Source organism: Lutimaribacter degradans, assembly GCF_023703375.1.
In the GTDB taxonomy this organism is placed as follows: domain Bacteria; phylum Pseudomonadota; class Alphaproteobacteria; order Rhodobacterales; family Rhodobacteraceae; genus Lutimaribacter; species Lutimaribacter degradans.
Genome location: NZ_JAMQGO010000001.1, coordinates 57220 through 82850, shown reverse-complemented (window position 1 = coordinate 82850; position 25631 = coordinate 57220). Strand labels below are relative to the sequence as shown.

The 25631-nt window shown below is 65.2% G+C and carries 27 protein-coding genes; 5 read left to right on the top strand and 22 right to left on the bottom strand.

Features of this window, described 5'->3' with window-relative positions; all coding sequences use genetic code 11:
• Positions 1-110: 110 nt before the first annotated feature.
• From M8744_RS00430 to ruvC, 16 genes are all read right to left on the bottom strand, one after another.
• Positions 111-713, bottom strand: a complete 603-nt coding sequence (locus tag M8744_RS00430; protein WP_251407709.1) for an MOSC domain-containing protein — start codon at positions 711-713, stop codon at positions 111-113.
• Positions 714-807: 94 nt separating this feature from the next.
• The gene (locus tag M8744_RS00425; protein WP_251407706.1) at positions 808-1590 is read right to left on the bottom strand and encodes a methyltransferase domain-containing protein; all 783 of its coding nucleotides are present in this window, start codon (positions 1588-1590) and stop codon (positions 808-810) included.
• A complete protein-coding gene (ftsH, locus tag M8744_RS00420) occupies positions 1590-3500 on the bottom strand; it encodes an ATP-dependent zinc metalloprotease FtsH (RefSeq protein ID WP_251407703.1) in 1911 nt (636 codons plus the stop codon). Before ftsH ends, M8744_RS00425 begins: the two co-directional genes overlap by 1 nt.
• A gap of 90 nt (positions 3501-3590) precedes the next feature.
• Complete coding sequence (gene tilS / locus M8744_RS00415) at positions 3591-4853, bottom strand: tRNA lysidine(34) synthetase TilS (RefSeq protein ID WP_251407700.1); 1263 nt, start codon at positions 4851-4853, stop codon at positions 3591-3593.
• Entirely contained in the window at positions 4850-5686 is an 837-nt protein-coding gene (ybgF, locus tag M8744_RS00410; RefSeq protein WP_251407697.1) for a tol-pal system protein YbgF, read from the bottom strand. The genes tilS and ybgF overlap by 4 nt, the downstream gene beginning before the upstream one ends.
• Before the next feature lie 32 nt (positions 5687-5718).
• On the bottom strand, positions 5719-6231 hold the full coding sequence (gene pal / locus M8744_RS00405; RefSeq protein WP_251407694.1) for a peptidoglycan-associated lipoprotein Pal: 513 nt from the start codon (positions 6229-6231) through the stop codon (positions 5719-5721).
• Between the two features lie 100 nt (positions 6232-6331).
• Positions 6332-7654 (bottom strand): Tol-Pal system beta propeller repeat protein TolB, encoded by a 1323-nt coding sequence (tolB, locus tag M8744_RS00400; protein ID WP_251407691.1) that lies wholly within the window; start codon positions 7652-7654, stop codon positions 6332-6334.
• 103 nt (positions 7655-7757) lie between these two features.
• Positions 7758-8882, bottom strand: a complete 1125-nt coding sequence (locus M8744_RS00395) for an energy transducer TonB (protein WP_251407688.1) — start codon at positions 8880-8882, stop codon at positions 7758-7760.
• Between the two features lie 8 nt (positions 8883-8890).
• Positions 8891-9370, bottom strand: a complete 480-nt coding sequence (tolR, locus tag M8744_RS00390; RefSeq protein ID WP_251407685.1) for a protein TolR — start codon at positions 9368-9370, stop codon at positions 8891-8893.
• Positions 9371-9373: 3 nt separating this feature from the next.
• On the bottom strand, positions 9374-10069 hold the full coding sequence (gene tolQ, locus M8744_RS00385; RefSeq protein WP_251407682.1) for a protein TolQ: 696 nt from the start codon (positions 10067-10069) through the stop codon (positions 9374-9376).
• A gap of 257 nt (positions 10070-10326) precedes the next feature.
• Positions 10327-10722, bottom strand: coding sequence for a tol-pal system-associated acyl-CoA thioesterase (gene ybgC / locus M8744_RS00380; RefSeq protein ID WP_251407679.1), 396 nt, complete (start codon positions 10720-10722; stop codon positions 10327-10329).
• A 9-nt stretch (positions 10723-10731) separates the two neighbouring features.
• Positions 10732-11277 carry an RNA 2',3'-cyclic phosphodiesterase gene (gene thpR, locus M8744_RS00375; protein ID WP_251407675.1) on the bottom strand — a complete coding sequence of 182 codons (546 nt, stop codon included), beginning with the start codon at positions 11275-11277 and terminating at the stop codon, positions 10732-10734.
• Entirely contained in the window at positions 11277-11927 is a 651-nt protein-coding gene (locus M8744_RS00370; RefSeq protein WP_251407672.1) for a hypothetical protein, read from the bottom strand. Before M8744_RS00370 ends, thpR begins: the two co-directional genes overlap by 1 nt.
• A gap of 62 nt (positions 11928-11989) precedes the next feature.
• Entirely contained in the window at positions 11990-13018 is a 1029-nt protein-coding gene (gene ruvB / locus M8744_RS00365) for a Holliday junction branch migration DNA helicase RuvB (RefSeq protein WP_251407669.1), read from the bottom strand.
• 75 nt (positions 13019-13093) lie between these two features.
• Positions 13094-13768 (bottom strand): Holliday junction branch migration protein RuvA, encoded by a 675-nt coding sequence (gene ruvA, locus M8744_RS00360; protein WP_251407666.1) that lies wholly within the window; start codon positions 13766-13768, stop codon positions 13094-13096.
• The gene (gene ruvC, locus M8744_RS00355; protein WP_251407663.1) at positions 13765-14271 is read right to left on the bottom strand and encodes a crossover junction endodeoxyribonuclease RuvC; all 507 of its coding nucleotides are present in this window, start codon (positions 14269-14271) and stop codon (positions 13765-13767) included. Before ruvC ends, ruvA begins: the two co-directional genes overlap by 4 nt.
• A 330-nt stretch (positions 14272-14601) precedes the next feature.
• Here ruvC and M8744_RS00350 point away from each other — a divergent pair, with 330 nt between their 5' ends.
• A complete protein-coding gene (locus tag M8744_RS00350; protein WP_251407660.1) occupies positions 14602-14802 on the top strand; it encodes a DUF1127 domain-containing protein in 201 nt (66 codons plus the stop codon).
• A gap of 117 nt (positions 14803-14919) precedes the next feature.
• Here M8744_RS00350 and M8744_RS00345 read toward each other — a convergent pair whose 3' ends face one another.
• The 5 genes from M8744_RS00345 to M8744_RS00325 all read right to left on the bottom strand — a co-directional run bounded on the left by M8744_RS00345 (position 14920) and on the right by M8744_RS00325 (position 19507).
• The gene (locus tag M8744_RS00345) at positions 14920-15306 is read right to left on the bottom strand and encodes a hypothetical protein (RefSeq protein WP_256473992.1); all 387 of its coding nucleotides are present in this window, start codon (positions 15304-15306) and stop codon (positions 14920-14922) included.
• Between the two features lie 71 nt (positions 15307-15377).
• Positions 15378-16250, bottom strand: a complete 873-nt coding sequence (locus M8744_RS00340) for a 50S ribosomal protein L11 methyltransferase (RefSeq protein ID WP_251407657.1) — start codon at positions 16248-16250, stop codon at positions 15378-15380.
• Positions 16251-16282: 32 nt separating this feature from the next.
• A complete protein-coding gene (locus M8744_RS00335; protein ID WP_251407654.1) occupies positions 16283-17629 on the bottom strand; it encodes an MATE family efflux transporter in 1347 nt (448 codons plus the stop codon).
• A 61-nt stretch (positions 17630-17690) separates the two neighbouring features.
• Positions 17691-18923, bottom strand: a complete 1233-nt coding sequence (locus tag M8744_RS00330; protein ID WP_251407652.1) for an MFS transporter — start codon at positions 18921-18923, stop codon at positions 17691-17693.
• A gap of 134 nt (positions 18924-19057) precedes the next feature.
• Entirely contained in the window at positions 19058-19507 is a 450-nt protein-coding gene (locus M8744_RS00325) for a cupin domain-containing protein (RefSeq protein WP_251407649.1), read from the bottom strand.
• Positions 19508-19688: 181 nt separating this feature from the next.
• On the opposite strand from M8744_RS00325, the gene M8744_RS00320 reads away from it, so the two are divergent.
• Positions 19689-20753, top strand: a complete 1065-nt coding sequence (locus tag M8744_RS00320; protein WP_251407646.1) for a YeeE/YedE family protein — start codon at positions 19689-19691, stop codon at positions 20751-20753.
• Positions 20754-20888: 135 nt separating this feature from the next.
• Here M8744_RS00320 and M8744_RS00315 read toward each other — a convergent pair whose 3' ends face one another.
• Positions 20889-23078, bottom strand: coding sequence for a primosomal protein N' (locus M8744_RS00315; RefSeq protein WP_251407643.1), 2190 nt, complete (start codon positions 23076-23078; stop codon positions 20889-20891).
• 97 nt (positions 23079-23175) lie between these two features.
• On the opposite strand from M8744_RS00315, the gene fsa reads away from it, so the two are divergent.
• The 3 genes from fsa to M8744_RS00300 all read left to right on the top strand — a co-directional run bounded on the left by fsa (position 23176) and on the right by M8744_RS00300 (position 25631).
• Positions 23176-23829 carry a fructose-6-phosphate aldolase gene (fsa, locus tag M8744_RS00310; RefSeq protein WP_251407640.1) on the top strand — a complete coding sequence of 218 codons (654 nt, stop codon included), beginning with the start codon at positions 23176-23178 and terminating at the stop codon, positions 23827-23829.
• 156 nt (positions 23830-23985) lie between these two features.
• Positions 23986-24693: a DUF484 family protein gene (locus tag M8744_RS00305; protein ID WP_251407637.1), complete on the top strand. Its 708-nt coding sequence runs from the start codon at positions 23986-23988 to the stop codon at positions 24691-24693.
• A complete protein-coding gene (locus M8744_RS00300) occupies positions 24690-25631 on the top strand; it encodes a tyrosine recombinase XerC (RefSeq protein WP_251407634.1) in 942 nt (313 codons plus the stop codon). The genes M8744_RS00305 and M8744_RS00300 overlap by 4 nt, the downstream gene beginning before the upstream one ends.

Here is a 25631-nt window from a genome sequence, read left to right as displayed (position 1 = left end):
CGCCGTGATAAAGCCAGATGCAATGGCTCCACGCGGCATTTCCGACATTTCCGGCGCTGCTTGCGGCGAGATGCCGCGCGTTTGTTTCTTTTCGGAAATCATCCCCGAGATCAACCGCCCCTCGCCGCCGCAATGTGCGGCCATGCGGGCTGATCGGGGATGTGCAGGCGCAGCGTGTGACCCAAGGCCAGTCGCCCCTCGCGCTGGACCCAGGCGGTTACGCCCCGGCGGCCATTGGCGGCGCGCTTGAAAAGGCGGCCCTTGCCCGGTTCGACGGATTCGATGCTGCGGGCCGGCAATTGGCAGGGCCTGTTTTGCATATCCACCACCATGGTCGCGCCATCCGGCCCCTGCAACCGTGACGACGGCGGCACAAGGCTGAGATCGGGCAAGCCGCGCAGCACGACCGACGCGCCCAGCCGCGCGGGATCAAGCCGCGCCAGGCCCATGGCGGCGGCGATCTTGGCCAGTTCTTCCTCGGCAAGGAGCGAGAGCTGGCGTTCGTTCGCGATGGGCGTACCCTTGGGATGTTGCGCCGTGACTCGGCTGCAAGACGGGCGCAGGCGCCCGCCATGAACCGACCCTGCCAGCCCCTCGAACGTCAGGTCGACCGCGTCGCGTGATGTGGCGATCAGGGCGGTTCGGTCATCGCTTTCGACCACACCCAGCCATGTGACCGTGACGGTAAACTCGGTTGGGATCAGCGCTGGCATCATGGGCTCCGTCGGTGGTTGCGCGCCCAAAGGTGCCCGGCCCCGCAAGCACAAGCAATCGCCTTGTGCTGATGGCGCGCATCACCGCACGCGATCAAACCACAAGCGTGAAGAACAGCCGCCGGAACGGAAACAGGACCGAGCCATCGGCCCCGCGCGGGTAGGCTTTTTCCATCACCGCCTCGTAAGCGGCGATCAATTGCGCACGCTCGCCATCGTCAAGCGTTGCCAACAGCGGGCGGGCAAAGGTCGCCTCGGTATAGCGACGAACGGGATGGGCGCCTTTGTCTGCTGGCAAAAGCTGGTAATATTCGGTTTCCCACAAGGTCAGGCTGCCCAGGGGCGACAAGAGATGATGATAATCGGCGGGCAGCAAGACATCCGGCCCGCCCGCGCCATCGTAGCGGCCCGGGAACATCTCGTCCGCCAGGCTCAACCAGACGCGATGGCTGGGGGCGTTGTTCTGGTGCGGAACCTGAACCGCCAGCGTGCCACCGGGGGCCAACATCGCGGCAAGGCGCGGCACCAGCCTGTCATGTGCGCCCAGCCAGTGCAGCGCCGCGTTGGAAAAGATCAGCGCCGGGGGCGCGTCGGTACGCCAAAGCGTGATATCGGCCTGATCCAGCCTATCATAGAGCCCCGTTGCCGTCGCCTTGGCAAGCATCGTGGCCGACGTATCCACGCCGATCAGCCTGCGATCGCCGAAACGCGCCCTTAGCCCCTCGGCCGCGACACCGCTGCCACAGCCCAGATCAACGATATCGCCCGCGGGCACGGACCCGACCGCATGGATCAGGTCTTGCGCAGGGCGCAAACGCTGACCCCGGAACCTGTCATAGGCCCCGGGGTCCCAATCGGTTTGCGTGGTTTCGACCATCAGGTCGGTTCCGGTTCCATCCCGCCCGAAGGCTTGTTCTTGGGGCGGGTTTTCGGGATGGCGGTGACCGAGGGGGCGTTGCCCTTGTCCTCGTTGTCGCCCTCATCCTCGTCGGTATGGGGCGGCTCGCCGCGCATCACGCGTGCGATCTCGTCGCCGGTCAGGGTTTCGTATTCCAAAAGCCCTTCGGCCAGACGCTCCCAGTCTGCCTTGCGCTCGGTCAGGATCTGGTAGGCACTTTCATAGCCCTCCTGCACCAGGCGCCGCACCTCTTCCTCGATCAGCTCTTTGGTATGCGCCGACACCGAGAACCCGGCCGTGTTGCCCGAATATCCTTCATGCGCCTCGGCATAGTCGATGTTGCCGACCTTGTCGGACATGCCCCAGCGCATCACCATGGCGCGCGCCAGCTGGCTGGCCTGCTGGATGTCGCCGGCCGGGCCGTTCGACACTTCGTCCTCGCCATACTTGATGATCTCGGCCGCCTTGCCCGCCATGGTCATGGCCAGCTTTTGCTCACATTCGGACTTGTGCCAGTTCAGCCGGTCCATTTCCGGCAGGCTGACGACCATGCCCAAGGCACCGCCACGCGGAATGATCGTTGCCTTGTAGACCGGGTCGCACTTGGGCAACGTCAGACCCACCACGGCGTGACCGGCCTCGTGAAAGGCGGTCTTTTCCTTCTGGTCGGGTGTCAGCACCATCGAGCGACGCTCGGCCCCCATCATGACCTTGTCCTTGGCCTGCTCGAAATCTTCCATCGTCACGAAACGGCGCCCGACGCGCGCGGCCATCAGCGCCGCCTCGTTCACCAGGTTGGCCAGGTCGGCCCCCGAGAAACCGGGCGTGCCGCGCGCGATGATGCGCAGATCGACATCGGGGCCCAGCGGGGTCTTGCGGGCATGCACACCCAGGATCTTTTCGCGGCCCTTGATATCGGGGTTGGGCACGGTGACCTGACGGTCAAACCGGCCCGGGCGCAGCAGCGCCGGGTCAAGCACGTCCTTGCGGTTGGTCGCGGCCACGATGATCACGCCCTCGTTGGCCTCGAACCCGTCCATCTCGACCAGAAGCTGGTTGAGCGTCTGTTCACGTTCGTCATTGCCGCCGCCATAGCCTGCACCACGGGCGCGGCCCACGGCGTCAATCTCGTCGATGAAGACAATGCAGGGCGCGTTCTTCTTGGCCTGTTCGAACATGTCGCGCACACGAGAGGCGCCGACACCCACGAACATTTCCACGAAGTCCGAGCCCGAGATGGTGAAGAAGGGCACGCCCGCCTCACCCGCGATCGCGCGGGCCAGCAGCGTCTTACCAGTGCCCGGCGGGCCCACAAGCAGCGCACCTTTGGGGATCTTGCCGCCCAGCCGGCTGAATTTCTGCGGATTGCGCAGGAATTCCACGATCTCTTCCAGCTCTTCCTTGGCTTCGTCGATGCCCGCCACGTCATCGAATGTGACACGGCCCTGCTTTTCGGTCAGCAGCTTGGCCTTGGATTTGCCAAAGCCCATGGCACCGCCACGTCCGCCGCCCTGCATGCGGTTCATGAAGTAAATCCAGATCGCGACCAGCAGGACGAATGGCAGAAGCGACAGCAAGAACGACTGGAAGCCGCTTTGCTCTTGGCTTTCGGCCGAAACCGGGATGCCCTGGTCGATCAGCATCTGCGTGACCTCGGCATCCTCGGGCTTGATGGTGGTGTAATCCTGCCCATCCTCACCCCGGAAACGCACCTGTTCGCCATCCAGCGTGACGCGGCTGACCTCTTCGTTGTCGACCTTCCGGACGAATTCGGAATAGCTGACCGACGTGCTTTGCATGGTTCCGCCCGTTCCGCTGAACAGGTTGAAAAGCGCAAGTATCAGAAGGAACAGAACCACCCAAAAGGCGATGTTTCTCGCGTTGCCCAAGGAAAATCTCCTATAATTCTTGGTAAGGGCCAAGATCTATCCGGCCCCCCATCCTAAGATAGAGATCAGCGCGGTTTCTTCAATGCACAATCACCCCTTCATCAGCGCGGCAAAGAAGTCTTCCTCGTTTCGGGCAAGAACCTGCCGCCAGCATTCGGGGCGACAGGCCAGCGGTGCGGCAACCACGGTATCGCCGTCCCAAAGCGCAGGGCATCCCAGCATCGAGGCATGTGGCAGGCCGCTTTCACGCCAGTCGGGGCATTGCGCCAGCCCCGCCTCGCCCAGCGCGGCAATTTGCAGCGGCGCCTGCGTGGCCTGCCCGACAAAACGCCAACGGCCATCCCAGGTTTGCGTCACCGCACAACGCAGGCGGGCAACGGCATTGTATTCGCGCGTCAGGCGGATCGGCTGATCAGGCCCGTCGGGCAACATCTGGCAGCCATGCAATGTCATGCCCCGCCCCTGCAAGGCAGCTTGCACCATCTCCAGCAGCGGGCGGCGGCGCGGCGGGTATGCGGCGCCGCTGATCCAGCATAGCGCCTGCGCGATCAACCGCCGCTGAATGTCTTGCGGCAACGTGCGAAACCCGGGGCGCGCGATCAAGACATCGCCGGCCTGCATCTGCGCCAACTCACGCGCCGCCAGATAGGTCTGCCATTTCAGCGCCTTGCGGGCCTCTGCCATGTTCCGTGACACGGTGATCAGGCTGTCCCTGTCAAGGCCAAGCGGCGCCAGGTGGTCCAACGCGCGGCGGGCCTTGATCCGGTCGAAACGGGTATTTTCATTCGACGGATCATCAATCCAGGCCTGCCCCTGCGCCGTCAGCCAGGCGCGAAGATCGTCGCGCGCGATATCGAGCATGGGGCGCAGAAAGGCCACGCCCTCGACCACGCGCCGCGGCGGAATGGCGGAAAGCCCGTCAACACCCGCCCCGCGTGCAAGGCGCATGAGAACGGTTTCGGCCTGGTCGTCGGCGGTATGGCCAAGGCAGACATGGCTGATCTCGTTGCGATGCGCCCAAACCGAGATAAGCGCAAACCGGGCGCGGCGGGCATTGTCCTGCACGTTGCCGCTTCCATCCCATCCATGCCATTCGACGGTGTCATGTGCGATGCCGTGATCGGCTGCGACGCGTGCCACGGTTGCAGCCTCTTGTGCGGCTTCGGGCCGCAGGCGGTGATCGACCGTAACGGCCCGGAACGGCGTGCCGCGCGCCCGCGCCCAGGCAGCTGCGCATAACATCAAGGCCAGAGAATCACCGCCACCCGAAACAGCCACCCCAAGCCCGGAAATCGAATCCTGCCCAATCAGTTCGCCCAGGCGCGCGCCAACGCGCTTGGCGGCGTCGTTCACGGACAGTCGAGCCGCGCCCGTGCCTCTTCGGCTTGCGTCACGGCGTCCGATTGCGGGAAACGCGCGCTCACCTCGGCCAAGGTCACGCACGCCTCCTGGGTTTGGCCCAGATCGCCCAGCTTTTCACCCAGCCTCAACAATGCGCGTGGCGCAAAGGGGCCATCCTGGTCGCTGCTGAACGCATCGAGAAAGGCGCGGGCCGCAGTGGTGTTGCGGTCTAGCCGGGCCAATGCCTCACCGCGTTGGAAATGCGCCTCGGCGGTCATTGGCCCGCCAGGGTAGGTTTCGACGAAACTGCCGAACAGTTCGGCCGCCTGTTCATGATCGCCCTCGTCCATGGCTTGCATTGCCCGGTCGAAATCGCCTTGCTCGCCCATCGCCAGTTGCGGACCCTCCGAAGCGTCGCCTGCTTCTTCGGCCGGTACGGGCGTCGGGCCGGTTTCCAGATCGACCCCGCCAAGGCTGGGCGTGTCGCCCAATTGGGCAATGTCGCAATCATCCTCCAACTCGCACAGGCGGAATTCCAGATCGCCGATACGGTTGGTACCGTCGCGCACCACGCTGGTGATACGGAATTCAAGCGCCTCGGTCTTGGCGGTCAGGCGCTGCAACTCGGCCTCAATCGCGTCGATACGCTGCAAGGTCGAGCCGCCCTGCCCCGTACCGCCCGGCGCGCCGGTGGTCGACAGTTCACGCTTGAGTTTCTGGATCTCGACAAAGACAACCGTCAACTCTTGCCGGATATCGGCCAACGTTTCGGCCTGCTGCGCCCGCGCAACGCCGCCCGGCAGCAGCATCGCGGCCAGAACTCCTGCCATCAAAACCTTGCGCATCGCAACACCCCTATCGGTTATCCGCGCCCAGATCAGCTGGACAGCCCTGCCGCCAGCACCGTGACCGCACGGCGGTTCTTGGCATAACATGCCTCGTCCGAGCACAGCTCGATCGGGCGTTCCTTGCCGTAGCTGACCACGCGCAACCGGCTGTTGGCCACGCCCTTGGACACGAGGTATTCCTGAACGGCGTTGGCACGGCGCGCACCAAGGGCCAGGTTGTATTCGCGCGTGCCTTGTTCGTCGGCGTGGCCTTCGATCACGGCGGTGTAATCCGTGTTCTGCATCAGCCAATCGGCCTGTCCATCCAGCACGCCGCGGGCCTCGTTGGTCAGGGTCGACTGGTCAACCGCGAACAGCACCCTGTCACCCACCGTCTGCTGGAAATACGAGGGCGAGGCCGGGTCGTTGGCCGAACCCGGAACAACCGCGCCCGAATTCGCGCCAGAGCCCGCATCGGTGCCGCTACCGAAACGGTCGGGGTTGGTGCAGGCCGCCAGCGCCAGCACCGTGGTCAGCATCATTGCCCTTGCAATATAAGTCATTTTCAAATTCCGCCTCTTGTTGTCGTTGTCCCGTGATCAGGCCTGTGTTCGTTACTACCACAGGCTGACCGGCATGTGAATCATCATGCCGCGCACCGCCCTATTCCTGCAGGGGCGACCATGACGGGTCGCTGGCGCCGGTTTCGGTGCGCACGCGTTTCAGGTTCCGCCCGGTGATATCCACCGAGTAAAGCGAGGATTGCCCGCCCGCGCCCTGCGTTTCGCGGGTGAACATGATCACCCGGCCGTTGGGCGCCCAGGTGGGCCCCTCGTCCAGGAACGAGGCGGTCAGCAGCCTCTCTTCGCTGCCATCGGTACGCATGACACCAATGTGAAACCGGCCCTTGGATTGCTTGGTAAAGGCGATCAGGTCGCCGCGCGGGCTCCAGACAGGGGTGCCATAGCGGCCGGGGCCGAAACTTATGCGGCGCGGCTCGCCCCCCGAGGACGGCATGATATAAAGCTGCTGATTGCCCGAGCGGTCGGATTCAAACACGATCTGGCTGCCATCCGGGCTGAAGCTGGGCGCGGTTTCGATCGAGGGTGCGTTGGTCAGCCGCTGGACCCCGTCACCGTTGATGTTCATCCGGTAGATATCGGTATTGCCACCCTGGGTCAGCGAATAGATGACCGTTTGCCCGTCGGGCGAAAAACGGGGGCTGAAGCTCATGCTGCCGGGCTGGTTTTCCAAGGCCCGGCGGCCAACGCTGGCCACGTCCAGTACGTAGATGCGCGGAAAGCCGGTTTCATAGCTGGTATAAAGAATCCGGTCTCCCGTGGGCGAAAATCGGGGCGCCAGCACGATGTTGCTGCTGTCGGTCAGGTATTGCACGTTGGCGCCGTCGTAATCCATGATGGCCAGCCGCTTGCGGCGCTCGCCCTTGGTACCGCTTTCGGCGACGAACACCACGCGGCTGTCGAAATAGGGGGACTCGCCCGTAAGGCGGCTGTAAACGGCGTCGGACACCTTGTGCGCCATGCGCCGCCATCCGTCCTGCGTGCCGTCGAACTGCAACCCCGCGCCCATCTCTTGGCCTGCGAACACGTCGTAAAGCCGGAACTTCACCGAGATCCGCCCATCGCTGCCCGTGCTGACCGCGCCGGAAATCAAGGCCTGCGCATTGATCGCGCGCCAGTCGGCAAATTCGACCGGACTGCTAAAGCTGGTGATCTTGCTGATGAATGCGTCTTCGGGAATTTCCCGAAACAGCCCGGTACCTGTCAGGTCGGCGGCCACCACGCGGGCGATCTGTTCTGCCATCTGCGCGGCAGCGGCGTTCTCGGCTACGAACTCGGGCACTGCGAAAGGCAACGGCTCGATCACGCCTTCGTCTATCGTGATCCGAAGCGGGCCATCTTGCGCCTGCGCGGGCAGTGCCAAAATCCAAAAGGCGGCAATAAGGGTCAGAAAACGCAGCATCATAGGCTCCTCATAGTCTTTGGACCGAGCAAAAATGCAATCGCGCCGCATCGCGCATCGGCGGGAATTGGCGCAGAATGACAAAACCGACCGCAAGCCCGGGCCATCACTTGATCCTCATGTTCGAAGGGTCGAAGGTCATTTCGATCTCCTGCCATTGGCCGTATTTTTCACGCGGCAGGTCGAAACCGTTCACGCCACAACGAATGATCGCGCGGCGCGCGGTCTCGAAGGCTTGCTGGGCCGAGGCGGCAGACCCGCCCGAGTGGCTGATCAGGCGGATCGAGCCGGTCACCGGCGTGGCGTCCTCGTTCATGTCGACTCCCACCACCACCGTGGTACTCAGCGCATCGGAAGATAGCGACCCAACGTTCCAGCATCGCTGCACGCCGACGCGCAGGGCATCGCGTTCACCGGCGGTCATGGGCGGGCCGGTGGGCGCGGTCGAACGCCCCTGCGCCTCCTGTCCCCCCAGCGCTTCGGCCAGGGCGTCTTCCACGGCGTTCCGGGTGCCGTCTGCCTCGGGCGTTTCAGCTTCGGGCGTGGCGGCCGTTTCGGTGGCCGGTTCAGGCGCGGGCCGGTCGGGGCGGGCGCGCGGCCGAAGCGAGCGCACGGGCGCGGCAGAAGGGTCCTCTTCGGCCTCGGTGACGATCTCGGACGTGGCCTCTTCGGGCGCGGTGGCGTCTTGTTCCTCGTGCTGGGTGTCTGCGTTGTCCTGCGGCGTGGCCTCTTCGCGCACGACATCGTCAACCTCCGCGTCGGGCGGCGGTGGGGCGACAGGTTCGGGCGCGATGCGCGGGGCCGGACGGGGTACCGGCCGGTCGGACAGATCGGGCGCGGGCACGGCCTGCTCTTGCGGCGGTGGCGCCAGGTCGTTCACCTCATCCTGGAGTTCGGTCGGATCGGCAGGTTCGGGATCGGGCGGGGTGGGCGCGGCATCGGGCGGCGGCGCCTCGGCGGCCTCGGGGCTGGGGGGGGTTGGACGCGGTTTGGGGCGTGCCGGTGCGGGCGCGGGGGCCTCGTCGGATTCGGGCGGCGTGGGCAGGGCCACGTCGGTTGCGGTTTCCGGCGGCTCGGTGCCCGACATGAGCGCGTCGAACTCGGCACTCGAGATCATCGCGACCTCTGTCACCTCGAAAGGTTCGGGCGCGGGTGCAAAGGCGCCGCCGAACAGCACCCAGCCAATCAGGCCGATATGGCCCACCCCGGATATGATGTGCCCCAAATTCATTGCGGGCCTCAGTTCTCCTGCCCATCCAGGGCGGGGCCGCCAGTGTCTGTGACCAGCCCGATATTGTCGAACCCGGCCCGGTTGAGCGCGCCCATCACCTGCACCACCGAGGCATAGGACACAGCCCCATCGGCGCGCACGAAAACGCGGTCGCTGGCGCGTTCGGCCGCGATGGCACGCAGCCGGTTCACCATCTCGTCACGGGGCACTTCGGTCGTTTGGATCATAACCTGCCCTTCGGCGGTGATGGTGATGGCCAGCGGTTCTTCCTGCTCGCCCGGCAGCGCATTGGCGGCGGTTTTCGGCAATTGCACGGGCACGCCCACCGTCATCAACGGCGCGGCGACCATGAAGATGATGAGCAACACCAGCATCACGTCGACAAAGGGCGTGACGTTGATTTCCGACATCGGCCGCGCGCGGCCTCCGCGCCGCCGCCTGCGCCGCCCGCCCCCGCCGCTGTCTTTCTGGATCACACCCGCGCCCATGGCTCAGGAATCCAGCTGGCGGCTGAGGATGGTGGCGAATTCGTCGGCGAAGGCTTCGTAGCCCGCGACGATCCGGTCACTGTCGGCGCTGAACTTGTTGTAGAAGATGACCGCCGGGATGGCGGCCAACAGGCCCAGCCCCGTGGCCAGCAGCGCCTCGGCGATGCCCGGGGCCACGACGGCGAGGTTGGTGTTCTGCTGCTCGGCGATGCCGATGAAGCTGTGCATGATGCCCCAGACCGTGCCGAACAGCCCGACGAAGGGCGTGACCGACCCGACGGTTGCCAGGATCGACAACCCACTTTGCAGATCCTCGGCCTCTTTCGCGATGGCGACATCCATCGAGCGGTCGATGCGCGCCTGCGCCCCCGCGATCAGCCCGCCATCCTGCCGATGGCTGCGCCGCCACTCGGTCATGCCGGCGGCAAAGACGCGCTCGGACCTGCCGGAGGGTTCGGGCCCGATCTGGTCGAACAGTTCATCCAGCGGCTCGCCCGACCAGAAGGCGCGGTCGAACACCGCGGCCTCGGCGCGGGCCTTTCGGTAGCTGATCAGCTTTTGCACGATGATGGACCATGACCAGAACGAGGCCAGGATCAACAGGATCATCACGAGTTTCACGGTGAGGGTGGCGCGCGCGAAAAGCGACCACATGGAGAAATCCATCTCCTGCGCCAGTGCGAGGGTTTCTGCTTCCATTCTGCCTGCTCGTTGTTGTGGCCCGGGTTTTCGGGGCTTTTGTGGACAAACTACCTTATGAATAAGGGGAAAGCCAACAGGAACTGCATCACGGTTGCGCCATGTGACTTTTGTGCGGAAACCCGCCTGCGTTGCGCCATGATGTATTGCGCCGCCCTTGCAGGCGCCGCCGAGGCAAGGGGGCGCTGCCCCCCTCTTGGCGCTGCGCGCCAATTCACCCCCCTGGGTATTTACGGCAAGAGGAAAACGCGGGCTGTTCAGCCCTCGGTGTAATCGGGCATGCGCACGGGGCGACCTTCAAGCGTCATGCAAATGATGGTGACCATGGCGGCAAACAGCACCTTGTCACCGCGGCGCACCTCCTGGCCCATGATCATGCGGGCCGGGCGGCGCTCTTCGACCCAAGTCAGAACGGTAAGTTCGTCATCGAGCCGCGCGGGGGCGAGGTAATCGGCCTCGACCCTGCGCACGGCGTAGACGATGCCCTGTTCGTCCTTCATGCGGTTCTGATCCAGCCCGACGGCGCGCACCCATTCGCTGCGCCCGCGCTCGATGTAGCGCAGGTAATTGGCGTAATAGACGATGCCGGCCATGTCCGTGTCTTCGTAATAGACGCGGATCGGCAGTTCGTGGATCTTCGGTGCCTTGGTCATGGGCGCAAGCTAGGCCGTCGCGGGATAGTCCGCAAGCACCTCGTATCGCGCGCCATCGCGGGCGAGATGAGACCGGTAAAGCGCGAAACCGGCGACCGACATCGCGGGCAACGCCGCGTCGCCATGCGCGGCCAGGAAGCGGCCGAGGCTGGTGGCATCCTGCGTGGACATGTCGCGGGGAAACCGGGCCAGCGTGACATGCGGGCGAAACCGTGTGCGCGGCAGGTCGAGGCCAATGCCGCGCGCGGCGCTGCGGATTTTGTCGCGCAGGTGGCGCAGCGGCTTGCCGCCCCTGGCCTCGATGACCAGCGCGCGGGGATGGGGGCCGCCGAAAAGCTCCAGCCCCGAGAGCCGCAGCTCGAACGGGGACCAGGAGACCTGTTGCAACTCAAGATGGAGCGCTTCGAGATCGGGCAGGGTGACCTCGCCCAGGAAGGCCAGCGTCAGGTGCAGGTTTTCGGGCGGCACGTGACGGCCCGCGCGCAGGTCGGATTGCAGCGCCTCCAGCGCCTCGCTCGCCGCGTCGGGCAGCGGCAGGCCGACGAAGACGCGCATCAGCTGGGCGGCGCGGCCCGGGCCATTCGCGCCGCGAGCCTGAGCGCGTGGGACGGATCGCTGCTGGCCACGGGAAGCACCGGGTCATAGGCCGCGCGCAGCAGCGCGGCGATGTCGGGGCGCAGGATCGTGCGGTCCTGCATCACGGCCAGCGCCGAGCGGTCGGTGAAGGCCGTGTCGGACCATAAAAGGAAGGTTTGCACTACCTGGCCAAGCGCCAGCACGTCGGCCGGGAGTTTCGAAAGTTCTGCATCCATCCGCAGGAAAACGAACGCTGCCTTGATCCCGCCCTGTTCGTCGAACCGAAAGACGCGATACTGGTTGGCATCGACCGATTTCAGCCGCGCGACCAGTGGACCCAGGTCCGGTATCAGCCGATCGAGATTCGGCACCTCGGGCAGTTCGTCCCATTCGCGGAAAAAGAACACCATCAGGTTGGCGCCCAGTTCCGGGTCGGTCTCGGCCAGCTTGTGGCCCGACAGCGCGGCGACCGCCTCGAGCGCGCCCTTGACCGTTTCCAGCGTGGCATCCTGCACGCCGAAAACCACCGGCGCGATGGGCCGCCCCCAACGCGCGAAAAGGAACTGGTCATCGGCGCGGGTAAACAGCGCCGTCACCTCGTCGGGTGTCAGGGATGTCGGGTCGGTCATGGCTCCTCCGTCTGGGCGCGCGGCCCGCATAGCGCGGGGCGGGTGACGGGTGCAAGCCGGTGTTACTGGCCGAACAGGTCGTTCTGCCCGGGCGGGCGCGGCGCGGCAAGGCCCAGATGCGTCCAGCCCTTTTGCGCCAGCATCCGCCCGCGCGGCGTACGCTGAATAAGGCCTTGCTGCAGCAAGAAGGGTTCGATCACCTCTTCCAGGCTGTCGCGACTTTCCGACAGCGCCGCCGACAGGGTTTCGATGCCTACTGGACCGCCGGCATAGTTTTCGGCGATCAGCCGCAAATATCGACGGTCGGCGCCGTCCAGGCCGAGGTCATCGACCCCAAGACGTGTCAGCGCGTGGTCGGCGATCTCTTTCGTGACGCGCCCCTCGCCCTCGACCACGGCGAAATCGACCACCCGGCGCAGCAGCCGCCCGGCAATCCGCGGTGTCCCGCGCGAGCGACGGGCGATTTCCATCGCACCCTCTGGCGTGGCGGGCGCGCCCATCAGGCGGGCGTTGCGGGTAACGATCTCGTGCAACTCGTCGCGGGTGTAGAAATTCAGCCGGGTGGGGATGCCGAAACGGTCACGCAACGGCGTGGTCAGCAGGCCCATGCGTGTCGTGGCGCCCACCAGTGTAAAGGGCTGCAACTCGATCCGCACGGTGCGCGCCGCCGGGCCCTCGCCGATCACGAGGTCAAGTTCGAAATCTTCCAGCGCGGGGTAAAGCACCTCTTCGACCGCGGGGTTCAAGCGATGGATCTCGTCGATGAACAGAACATCGCGCGATTCCAGGTTGGTCAATATCGCCGCGAGGTCGCCCGCCTTGGCCAGCACCGGGCCGCTGGTCATGCGGAAATTGACGCCCAGTTCCTTGGCCATGATCTGCGCCAGCGTGGTCTTGCCCAGACCGGGAGGGCCATGGAACAGCGTGTGATCCATCGCTTCGCCACGCTGGCGTGCGGACTGGATGAACACCTTGAGGTTTGCGCGTGCTTCGGCCTGGCCGATGAATTCGTCCAGTACCTGCGGGCGCAGCGCACGATCGCCATCCTCGGGCCTGGGATCGGGGCGCAGCGTGGGGTCGGGGCCGGTCATGTTCGGCGCTCCTTATGCCGCGGGTGGCGTTCGGTACGAGACAGGTCACCCCGCCTGTTGAGCGTGCCCATGCCCCTACCCTTTCGGTGCCAGCAGTTTCAACGCCGCGCGGATCAACTCGGGCGTGCCGGCCTCGGGCGCGTCTCCGGCGGCCTGCGCCACGGCGCTGGCCGCCTCACCGGGGGCATAGCCCAGGTTCGACAGCGCCGACAGCGCCTCGGATTGTGCGGCGGCATTGCCCTTGGCGGGCGCGTAGGCGGCCGCGTTGGGCGCAGGCGTGCTGCCCTCGACCACTTGAGCGGGGGCCTCGCCTGACGCGGCGGCCATGCCGGCCCCCAAAGCCATGATGCCGGGGGCCTTGTCCTTAAGTTCGTTCACCACGCGCTGCGCGGTCTTGGGGCCGATCCCCTTGGCGGCCTTCACCGCGTTCCAGTCGCCCAGGGCGATGGCGCGGCTGACACCATCAGGGCCAAGCGCGCCAAGGATCGCCAGCGAGGCCTTGGCGCCCACGCCTTGCACGCTCATCAAAAGGCGATGCCATTCCTTTTCCACCAGCGTGACGAAACCATAAAGCTGCAGGATATCCTCGCGTACCAGCAGATCTGTATAGAGCGCCGTCGCCTCGCCCGCGCCGGGCAGCGCCGCCAGCGTGCGATCCGAGCAATAGACAAGGTATCCCACACCGCCCACATCGATCAAAACGTGGTCTTCCGCACGGTAATCGATCCGCCCCGCGATCTTGCCGATCATGCGCTGGCCCTCCGCACAGCTTCGTTCAGCCGGGTGCTGGCCGCCCCCTGGTAGGCGTGGCAGATCGCCACCGCCAACGCGTCGGCCGCGTCGGGCCCCGCGATTTTGACGCCGGGCAGTTGCATGGCGACCATGTGCTCCACCTGTCCCTTTTGCGCGTGGCCCACGCCCACCACCGTCTTTTTCACCGCGTTGGGGGCGTATTCGCCCACCTCGATGCCGAACTGCGCCGGCACCAGCAGGGCGATGGCCCGCGCCTGGCCAAGTTTCAACGTGCCGGCCCCATCCTTGTTGACGAATGTGTGTTCAACCGCCGCCGTGTCAGGGGCATGGGTGTGCAGGATATCGGTCAATTGCGCGTGCAAAGACAGCAGGCGGCGTGCCAGATCGGTGCCGGATGAATGTAAAATTCCGTTCGCCACGTGCCTGAGTCGGCTGCCCTGCGCGTCGATCACGCCCCAGCCAAGGTTCCGCAACCCCGGGTCGATGCCCAAAATCCTCATCACTGCCCTGCATATTGTTGCTTTTCTGACGCAGTAGCACGAAAGGCGAACAAACGCCAAGCCGAAAGCGCCACGGGCCAAAAACGACACCTTGCTGCATCGCAGCGTCACGCGTGGCGGAATCGCGCCGACACACAGGCAGATCGCCATCCGATTCAGGCGGATTTCAGCCTTGTTTTAAAGGGTTTTGCCGCCGACGCGACACATGCAAAAGCTGCATGACGCCTATGCAAAAATGGCTGCTTGCGCGGCGTGAGCGCCCCCCCTATTTGCCCCATCAGAACGCTGAGTTTCCAGCCCGCCCAAATCTTGCTCAAAAGGATCACGAAAATGGCAGTTTTCGACGCCCACCGCCCCGCAGCCTTCGGCACCACCCCTCGCCGTGGCAACCTGTTCTCACGCCTTGTTGCCGCCGTCGCCGCATGGAACGACGCGCGCGTGACCCGTAACGCGCTGAACAAGCTGTCCGACCGCGAACTCGATGATATCGGCCTGTGCCGCGGTGACATCGACACGGTGGCACGCGGTTAAGCGCCCTACCGACACCCACGAGAAAGGCCGCGCCCCTAAAGGGACGCGGCCTTTTCCTTTGACCCCCGATGTTCTGTCAACCGAACCTGAGCCGGGGGAGGACGCCTCTGCGAGAGATCAGAGGGTCAGTTTGTTTATACCGTCTGCAACAGCCAGTGAAACGGGATCGGCCTGCAATAGCCACGCACCGCCCTGTTCGATCACCGTGCCGGTTTTCAACAGGTCGACGCGAGTGGCGTATCCTTCCGGACCCAGTTGGCTGATCAACAGGATCTTGAAACCGAAGAAACACAGCACCAGGGTCGCCAGAACGCGCAGCGGGAACCCGCCGGATTTGCGCTTGGGCTTGGTAATGATCAGCCCGTCTTCACCCACGACCGAAACATAGCCATGCTCAAGACGCGCATGTCGCTTTCCAATGCGCTTCAATCGCTTCTGGAAATCAGTGGCAGCCTCGTCCATCTTGAACTCCGAATACTTGATACCGGCCCCCACCAGTGTCAAAATTCTGTATGCCCCCAAAATGCGGCAAAAATGGGGCAAACGCCTAAAACACACCTCAATTTGGGCTTGAATTAGTTGTTATTCACCAGCGTGAGCGTCGTCCATTCACCAATCTCTTCACGGTGCGTCAGATTGATGCCAAACCGTGAATAAACCAAGATAACCTCATCCGCCTGCTCGTTCAGTATCCCGGAAAGAATCACCTTCGCATCCGGGCCGGTGTTCTTGGCCACATCCGGGGCAAGGGCGATCAGCGGCCCTTTCAGGATATTGGCAAAGACCAGGTCGAACGGTGCGGCAGCCTGCAACTCGGGGTGGTCAAAACCCGTGGCCTCAAGACAGCGCACCCGGCCCTGAAGGTCGTTCGCGGCCACGTTTGCCTCGGCCACCTCGACGGCGACGGCGTCGATATCGCTGGCCAGCACCGTGTCGGGCCAGATCCGCGCGGCCGCCATGGCCAAAACGGCGGTGCCGCAGCCGATATCCACGACATTGCGCCCGGTGAACCCGTCATTGGCCAGACGGTCAAGCGCGCGCAGGCAGCCCAGCGTCGTGCCATGATGCCCGGTGCCGAATGCCATCGCCGCCTCGATCAGCAACGGTTCGCATGTCGCCGGCACCTTGTCGGCGTCATGGCTACCATAGACGAAAAACCGCCCTGCCTCGACCGGGGTCAACTCGCGCCGCACCTTGGCGACCCAATCGGTTTCCGGCAGTTCGGAAATGGCAAACGGCTTGGCGTCGTGGGCCGCGGCCAGCAGCGCCAGCCCGGTGTCATCGGGGCTTTCGGTGAAATAACAGGCGACCTCCCACAGTCCCGAGTCGTCCTCGATCTCGAAAACGCCAACACCGGCGGGTTCGGGCACAAGGTTCTCGACGGCAAGGCCCAATGCCTCGGCGCGGTCCTTGCCGGACAGGGTGGTCATGGCGGTAAAGGTGGGCATGTCGTTGTCTCCGCTATCGTCGCAGGTTGGCGTTAGGCCGGGCGCGCGGTGCGGTCAAGCCTGCCGCTGACAAAGCGCCAGCCAACCCAGGCGGCCAGAGTGCCCGCAAGGATATTGGCAACGGCCTGCCCCGCGATAACCCCCGGCGCGGCATACACCGCGCCCAGCCCAAAGGCCAGCGGCGCCATCATGGCGCCGTCGCGCGTCCAGTTGGCCACTGTGGCCCAGATTGGCCGTCCCAGGTTGTTGAAGGCCGCGTTGGCCACGAACAACGCCCCGGTGAACATGAACGACCCCGCCCCGACATGGGCGAACCAGTGCAACACTTCGGCCGCCTGCCCCGTCAGTCCAAAAGCCCGCGCCAGCGGATCGGCAAGCGCGACCATGAGCGCCCAGACGATCGCGGTATAGATCGCGCAGAATTTCAACGCGTCGACATAGGATTGCCGCACTCGCCCGGGCAGGCCGGCGCCGTGGTTCTGCCCGATGATACCACCGATGGCCCCCGACAGCGCAAAGATCCCGCCGAACCCAAGGATCTGCAACCGCGCGGCCACGCCAAGCCCTGCCACGGCGCTGTCACCATGTTCGGCCATGGCGCGGATCAGCACCCAGTTGCCGAACGGGGTGGAAACCTGCGTCGCCACCGCCGGCAGCGCGATGCCCAGGAAGGGCGCCATGGTATCGCGCAGATCGCCGGGCGCGGGCGGCGCCAGCAACCCCTTGCCCGCCACCCAGTAAAGCCCCGCACAGGCCATCACCAACCGCGATATCACGATCGCCATGGCGGCCCCGGGCACGCCCAGTTCCAACCAGATGATCAACACCGGATCGACCACCAGCGCCACCAACCCGCCCGTGGTCGTCACCATCATCGCGCGCCACGCCTCACCCGCGGCGCGCAGCACCGCCGCCGCGCTCATGCCGAGAGCGATCAGTGGCAGCGACATCACCGAGATACCCAGGAACTGCGCCGCCACGTCCAGCACCTCGCCCTCGGCGCCCGACCAGGCCAGGATATGCCCGCGCAGCACGAATACCGTTACCGCGATGCCGCCCTGCATCGCGACGGCATAGATCATTGACGACGTGGCAATGCGCCGGGCGCGGTCCGGGTTGCCCTGCCCCAGCGCGCGGCTGACCAGCGCGACCGCCGCGATCATCATGCCGACCGATATCGAGATCAGGAAAAACTGCACCGTCGCGGCGAAACCCAGCGCCGCGATCAGGTCTTCGCGCCCAAGCTGGCTGATCCAGAACAGCGCCAGGAAATCCACCAGGAACATGAAGCTCAGCCCCAAGGAGCCCGTCAGCGTCATCACCACCACGTGCCGCATGGTCGAGCCGGTGGTGAACTTTGCGGTCGCTGACTGGGACATTCCCTGGCCTCTTGTTTCTTGTCCGCCCCGGCGCCCGATGCGGCAATGGCATGTGGTTTCGCTATTCTGCCGGCGCGGGGGCGACAAAGCGCGAAAGAACGGTTTCGTTGCCCGGCTCGGGGTGGCGCGGAATCATCAGCGCCAACAGAAGCGAGGTGCCCGCCATGGCCGCGGCCAAACCGAACACCGCCCCCGGCGCAACCAGCCACAACAAGCCAAGCACCCAGGGCAGCCCGACCGCCGCGATATGGTTGATGGTAAAGGCCACCGCCGCAGTGGGTGCGATATCGCCCGGATCGGCGATCTTCTGGAAATAGGTCTTCAGCGCCAGCGCGAGGGCGAAAAGCATGTGGTCTACCACGTATAACACCGAGGCCAGCAACACCCCCCAGCCGAACCAGTAGATCCCGCCATAGGCCAGGAACACCAGCACCAGCCCGGCATATTCAAAGACCAGCGTGTTGCGCTCGCCAAACCGCGCCACGGCCCGCCCGAACACGGGCGCCAAACCCATGTTGATCACCAGGTTGATCAGGAACAGCCCCGTCACCTCGTGAACCTCGAAGCCGAATTTCTCGACCATCATGAACCCTGCGAAAACCATGAAGATCTGCCGCCGTGCCCCGGCCATGAATTGTAACGCGTAATAAAGCCAGTAACGCCGACGCAGGATGAATTTCTTGACCTGGGGGTTGGGTGCCTCGAACTGGGGGTATGCCAACAGGCAGAACACCGCCAGCGCTGCGGTTATCCCCCCCGACGCCAGGTAGACCAGGTTGTAGGACAGGTCGAACGCTTCCCATGTCAGCACGATCAGCACATAGGCCACCAGCGTCGCCGCCGATCCCGCGGCCAGCAGCCATCCCAGGATCTGCGGCGCGCGGTCTTTCGGCAGCCATTGCAATTGCAGCGACTGGTTGACCGTTTCGTAATAATGAAACCCGATCGAGCTGAGCATGGTGATCGTCAGGATACCGCCAAGCGAGGGAAACCACGCTGTAATCGCCGTCGCCGCCCCCAACAGGATCAGGGAAACAAGCCCAAGCACCTGTTCGCGCATGAAAATTATGATCGCGATGACTCCCACCGCCAAAAAGCCCGGGATTTCGCGCACCGTGTGCAACAGGCCGATATCGGCCCCGTCGAACCCTGCCGCCTCGACCACGAAATTATTGAGCAGCGCCGACCAGGTCGCAAAGGCGATGGGCATGGCCAGGGCCATGGCAAACAGCAAACTCGTGGGGCGCCGCCAGAGCGGCAGATGCCGCGCCTCGGCCAGGGGCATGGTTCTCATGTTAATGGCTTTACGCCCTTTTCACGGGCTTGGCGAGTGCACTGATATCAAGCCGGCCATGCACCCCCGGCAAGGCATCGCATCACCGCGACAGGCGCGGCGCGACCGGGCCATGCAACAGGCGATGCGCGGGCCTACCCCTCGGCTGCAAAACGATAATCGATCTCTGAAAACCGGTCACGCGGAAAGGCGTAAAGAAATTGCAGCCCGTCGGGGCCGGCCACGGTGCCGTGCAGAACCTCGCCCGGAATGAACAGCGCGGTGCCCGGCCCGATGGTGTGCGCCACACCTTCGATCGTTACCGTGCCGCGGCCCGTCAGGCCAAAATAGATTTCGGCCGCGCCGTGGCGATGAGGCTTGAGCGTGCCATGCGCGCCGAACTCGGCCACGCCCACAACCATGCCCTGCGTGCTGGTTCTGTCGGCACAAAACAGCGTGCGCCAACGCACGGTGCCAAAGGCCGGGTCTTCGCCCCCTTCCAGCGCGACCACATCGGCGCTGACGCTCACAGGCATCGCGGCCAGCGCCAGCATGGCCATCGCCTGGGCCTGCGCTGCCGCGATCTCGTTCATCGCTTGGGTCATGGCGCACCTCCCTGCAACGCCGTGGACGATAGGGGGGGAATACCGCGCGCGCGCCAGGCCGTCCGCCCCGATTGCGACGCGGTCACGGTCGCTTTCGCACCGTTCTGATCTGAATCAAGGCACGAATTTGCGCGCCATGCGACAGACAGCGCCGAAACGCCGCAAAACCCGGAGACGCGCGATGGATCTTCTTGCCCTTGTCGAATGGATCGGAGAGGCCCCGACCGCCGCGCTTCTGGGCGTGATGACAGGCGTGGTTTTCGGCGTCTCGGCGCAACGCTCGCGCTTTTGCTTGCGCGCGGCCACGGCGGAATTCGCCCGCGGCCAGATGGGCGACAAGGTGGCCGTGTGGTTCCTGACTTTTTCCACCGCGCTGGTCTGGGTGCAAGGGGCGCAGCTTCTGGGCCTGTTCGACGCCGCCGAAGGCCGGCAGATGGCGGTGCCGGGCAGTTGGTCGGGCGCGATCATCGGCGGGCTCTTGTTCGGCGTCGGGATGGTGCTGGCGCGGGGCTGCTCGGGGCGGTTGCTGGTTCTGGCGGCCACGGGCAACCTGCGCTCGGTCGTTTCGGGGCTGATCTTTGCCGTGGTGGCCCAGATGAGCCTGTCGGGCATCCTGTCGGGCCCGCGCGACACCCTGGCCGCGCTCTGGACGACCTCGGGCGGGCGCAACCTCGACCTGCTGGCCGCGCTCGGCCTGCCGCAAGGGGCGGGGCTGGCTATCGGCGTGGTATTCGCCGTGCTGGCGCTGGTGCTGTCGTGGAAAAACCGCATATCGGCAAGCCGGCTGGTCTTTGGCGCCGGAGTGGGCTTCGCGGTGGCGATCGGCTGGGTGGCCACCTACAACCTGGCGCAAATGGCCTTCGACCCCATCACGATCGAAAGCGTCACCTTCTCGGGGCCTTCGGCGCATACGTTGATGTTTTTCCTGTCGCGCGGCGAGGCGCTGCAATTCTCGATCGGGCTGGTTCCCGGTGTCGTCGTCGGCTCGATGGTCTCGGCGCTGTTGAAGGGCGAGTTCAAGTTCCAGGGCTTCACCGATGAATCCAACATGCGCCGGTCGATGACGGGGGCCGTTCTGATGGGCTTCGGCGCGATGCTGGCCGGTGGCTGCGCAATCGGAGCGGGCGTCACGGGCGGGTCGGTCTTCGCGGGCACGGCGTGGCTGGCGCTTTTCTGCATGTGGATCGGCGCAATGGTGACCGATGTCCTCGTCGATCAGCGCGGCACTGCCACCGCCGCCGCCTGATCCAGGGGGCCAGTCCCCTGCTTCCTCTTGCCGAAAATACCCTGGGGTGAATTGGGCCGCAGGCCCAAGAGGGGCAAAGCCCCTGGCGAAAACCATACCTGCGTGGCACCGCCACTCCGCCTGAATACCCCGGTGTCAGAAAAAGCTCTGCGGGTCGATATCGACGGCCAGCCGCGCCTGTGCCGGCAGGCGCAACTGCCCCACCCAGGCGCGCATCGCGCCTTGCAACGCCACGCCCTTGCCCGCCTTGACCAGTAACCGCACCCGGTGGCGCCCGCGGATCCGGGCAATCGGGGCCGGTGCGGGGCCGAAAACCTGCGCGCCGATCTGGCGCAGCGGCCCGTCGGCTCTTGCCAGTTGCGTGCCGATATCAAACGCTACCTGCGCATCGGGAGAGGAGATCACCACGCCCGCCATGCGTCCATAGGGCGGCACGCCCGCCTGTTGCCGTTCGGCCGCCTCTGCGCGCCAGAAGCCTTCCTCGTCGCCGGCCAGGATGGCGCGGATCACCGGGTGTTCAGGTTGGAATGTCTGCAACATCGCCACGCCGCGCTTTTCCGCGCGCCCCGCGCGTCCGGCCACCTGCCGCATCAGCTGGAACGTCCGCTCGGCCGCGCGCAGGTCAGATCCTTGCAGCCCCAGGTCCGCGTCTATCACGCCCACCAGCGTCAGCAGCGGAAAGTTGTGCCCCTTTGCAACCAATTGCGTGCCGATGATGATATCGGCCTCGCCCGCCGCTATCGCGGCTATCTGCTCTTTCAACGCGCGGGCGCTGCCGAACATGTCGGAACTCAGCGTGGCAATGCGTGCATCGGGGAACAGCGCTTGCGCCTCTTCGCTCAAACGCTCAACCCCCGGGCCAACGGGGGCAAGGCGGTCCTCCGCGTCGCAGGCGGGGCATTTTTCCGGCATCGGCCTGGTCTCGCCGCATTGGTGGCACACCAGGCGCTTGAGAAACCGGTGCTCGACCATCCGCGCGTCGCAATGGTCACACCCGACCTGGTGCCCGCAGGCCCGGCACAGCGTGATGGGGGCATAGCCGCGCCGGTTGATGAACAGCAGCGCCTGTTCCCCGGCATCGACCCTCGCCTGCACGGCCGCCTGCAACGTCGGTGACACCCAGCGATCGCCCGGCAGTTTCTCGGCGCGCATGTCGATGGCGCGCATGTCGGGCAACACGCTGTCGCCAAAGCGGTCGCCCAGCACCAGTTTTTCATACTTGCCGGCTTCGGCATTGGCCCAGCTTTCAAGGCTTGGCGTGGCCGAGGCCAGCACCACGCGTGCGCCGCAGATCGAGGCCCGCAACACCGCCATGTCGCGGGCGTTGTACAACACTCCCTCTTCCTGCTTGTAGGACGTGTCATGCTCTTCATCCACGACGATCAGGCCCAGGTCGCGATAGGGCAAGAACAGCGCCGAGCGCGCGCCCACGACAAGCTGTGCGCCCCCCGTCGCCACCATCTTCCATGTCCGGCGGCGTTCGGTCATGGTCACGCCTGAATGCCACTCGGCGGGCCGCGCGCCAAAACGTGCCTCGACCCGGGCAACGAATTCCTGCGTCAGCGCGATCTCGGGCAAAAGCACCAGCGCCTGTCGCCCCTTGCGCAGACATTCTGCCACGGCTTCGAGATACACCTCGGTCTTGCCCGACCCGGTGACACCGCGCAAAAGCGTGGTCCCGTAGCGACCCGATTGCACGCCTGCCCGCAGCCGCTCGGCGCCTTCTGCCTGCGCGGGCGTCAGGGCCTTGCCGCCATAATCGGGGTCAAGCGGCGCGAAAGGCAGATCGCGCGGGCTGTCCTCTTCGGCCACGGCGCCCTGCTTCACCAGCCCCTTGATGACGGATGAAGACACGCCCGCCATCTCGGCCAGTTCGCCCAGGGTAAAGGCCAGCCCGCCATAGTCGCGCAGCACCTCCAGCACGCGGGCGCGGGCCTCGGTCATGCGGTCGGGCACCCCCTGCCCCAGCCGATAGATGCGCCGCATCGACGGCGGATCGCCCAGGCCCGGCGCGCGCGTGGCCAGCCGCAGCATCTGTGTCATCGGCGTCAGCGTGTACGCGCCCGCGCGTGTCAGGAAGTCCTGCATCTCTTCGCGCATCGGCGGGGCATCCAGCACACGCGTGATGGGGCGGATCTTCGCACGGTCGAAATCGCCCTTGCCCGCCCCCCAGACCACGCCCAGCACCTTGCGCGGGCCCAGCGGCACCTCGACGAAAGCCCCCAGGAAACACCCGCCTTCGGGCGCGCGGTAATCCAGCAGGCGATCCAGTGGCTGGGTGGTCAGCACCGCCACCAGCTGATCCTCGTGGAAGAAATCGCGCATATGCCGCGGCACCTTTCGGAAATCGGGGTTTCGGGGCACAGGTCTATGGGGTAAAGGCAGGGCAGAGCAAGACCACCGCCCGAAAGAGAGGCACCGAATGAAGTTCTTTGTCGATACCGCCGATATCGCCGCCATTGCCGAGTTGAACGCATTGGGCATCGTCGATGGCGTGACCACCAACCCCTCGCTGATCAAGAAATCGGGGCGCGACATCCTCGAAGTGACGCGCGAGATCGCCGAGCTGGTCGATGGGCCCGTTTCGGCCGAGGTCGTCGCCACCGAGGCCGAGGCGATGATCGCCGAAGGGCGCAAACTGGCCAACATCGCCGACAATATCGCCATCAAGCTGCCCCTGACATGGGACGGGTTGAAAGCGTGCAAGACCCTGTCGGCCGAGGGCCACATGATCAACGTGACACTGTGCTTTTCGGCCAACCAGGCCTTGCTGGCCGCCAAGGCGGGCGCCAGCTTCATCAGCCCGTTCATCGGGCGGCTGGATGACATCAACCTCGATGGCATGCAGTTGATCGCGGATATCCGCCAGATCTATGACAATTACGGCTTTGAAACCGAGATCCTGGCCGCCTCGATCCGCACGGTGAACCACGTGACCGAGGCCGCCCGCATCGGCGCCGATGTCATGACTGCACCGCCAGAGGTGATCCAGAAACTGGCCCAGCATCCACTTACCGACAAGGGGTTGGAGCAGTTCCTGAAAGATGCCGAGGCCGCCGGCATCAAGATCGTCTGATGCGTGCCACCGTATCATGAACTCAATGCAAGGCCCGCCCGCATGGCGGGCCTTATCCGTTGACAAGAAGGCACCAAATCCCGCACCAGATGAAAAAACATGCGGAAAACCGCGTGCCGGCCTGCTAAGGTCGTGAAAAACAAGGCCGAGACGAGCATGACCACAAAGCCCCGTATCGATGACACGCTGCGCGATCGCATCCTGTCACAGCCCGACGTGATCCTGGACGACCACGACCTGATGCGCGCGCTGGTAGCGGCAAGCGAACGGGCGATGGGCGGCAACGTGATAGACCTGCGCGGCGTGGCGATGGACCGGCTCGAAGCGCGACTGGACCGGCTCGAAGACACGCACCGCAGCGTCATCGCTGCCGCCTACGAAAACCTTGCCGGCACCAACCAGGTGCACCGCGCGATCCTGCGGATGCTCGACCCTGTCGATTTCGAAACCTTCCTGCGCGACCTGGGCGGCGAGGTGGCCGATATCCTGCGCGTCGACGTGATGCGGCTGGTGCTGGAAACCGTGCAATCCGACGCCGACCCGGCGGTGCAACGCATGGGCGACGTGCTGAGCGTGGCCGAACCCGGTTTCATCGACAGCTACCTGAGCAACGGGCGGTCGGCCCCCACCCGGCCCGTCACCCTGCGCCAGATGGAAGAGGGCAGCGAGGCGATTTATGGCGACGCGGCCGGCTGGATACGCTCCGAGGCGTGCCTGCGGCTCGATCTCGGGCCGGGGCGCCTGCCGGGTATGCTGGTGATGGGGGCCGAAGACCCGCATCAATTCGCCCCGTCCCACGGCACCGACCTCTTGAGCTTTTTCGGGGGCGTGTTCGAACGGGCGATGCGCCGCTGGTTGTCATGACGGCCGTTTCGCCCGCAGCACGCGATGCGCTTGTCGCCTGGCTGGAGCGGCAAAAGGCGCTGAAGGGCGCGTCAGACAACACGATCGAGGCCTATCGCCGCGATGTCCTGGGCTTTCTTGCCTTCATGACCGAACACAAGGGCGCATCGCAGGGCTTGGCCGCGCTGGCCCGTGTCACCACCGGCGACATGCGCGCATGGATGGCGGCCACCCGCGGGCCCGACACAGGGGCGCGCTCGCTGGCGCGCAAACTGTCGGCCGTCAAAAGTTTTTATCGCTGGCTGGCCGAACGCGAGGGGTTCGAACCTTCGGCCGTGCTGGCCACCCGTTCGCCCAAGTTCCAGAAGAAACTGCCCCGCCCGCTGGCCGAGGATGCCGCGCGCGAAATGATTTCGCGCGTCGAACTGCAGGCCGGGGCCCCCTGGGTTGCCGCGCGCGACATGGCGGTGGTTACATTGCTTTACGGGCTGGGGCTGCGCATATCCGAGGCGCTTTCGCTGACCGGGGCCGACGCGCCTCTGCCCGAGGTGCTGCGCATCCGTGGCAAGGGCGGCAAGGAACGCGTGGTTCCCGTGCTGCCCGCGGCACGTCAGGCAGTGGATGAATACCTGGCGCTAACCCCCTTCGAGACCGAGGAAAACGGCCCGCTGTTCCGCGGTGTGCGTGGTGGCGCGCTCAGCCCGCGCGCGATCCAGAAGGTGATGGAGCAGGCAAGGCTACAACTGGGCTTGCCCGCCAGCGCCACGCCACACGCATTGCGCCACAGCTTTGCCACGCATTTGTTGAATTCGGGCGGGGATTTACGCGCCATACAAGAACTTCTGGGTCATGCCTCTCTATCGACCACGCAGGCTTATACGGCGGTTGATACCGCGCGCCTGATGGAGGTGTACGAAGCCACCCACCCAAAGGCCACTGGCGGCCGAAAGGCAGGTTGA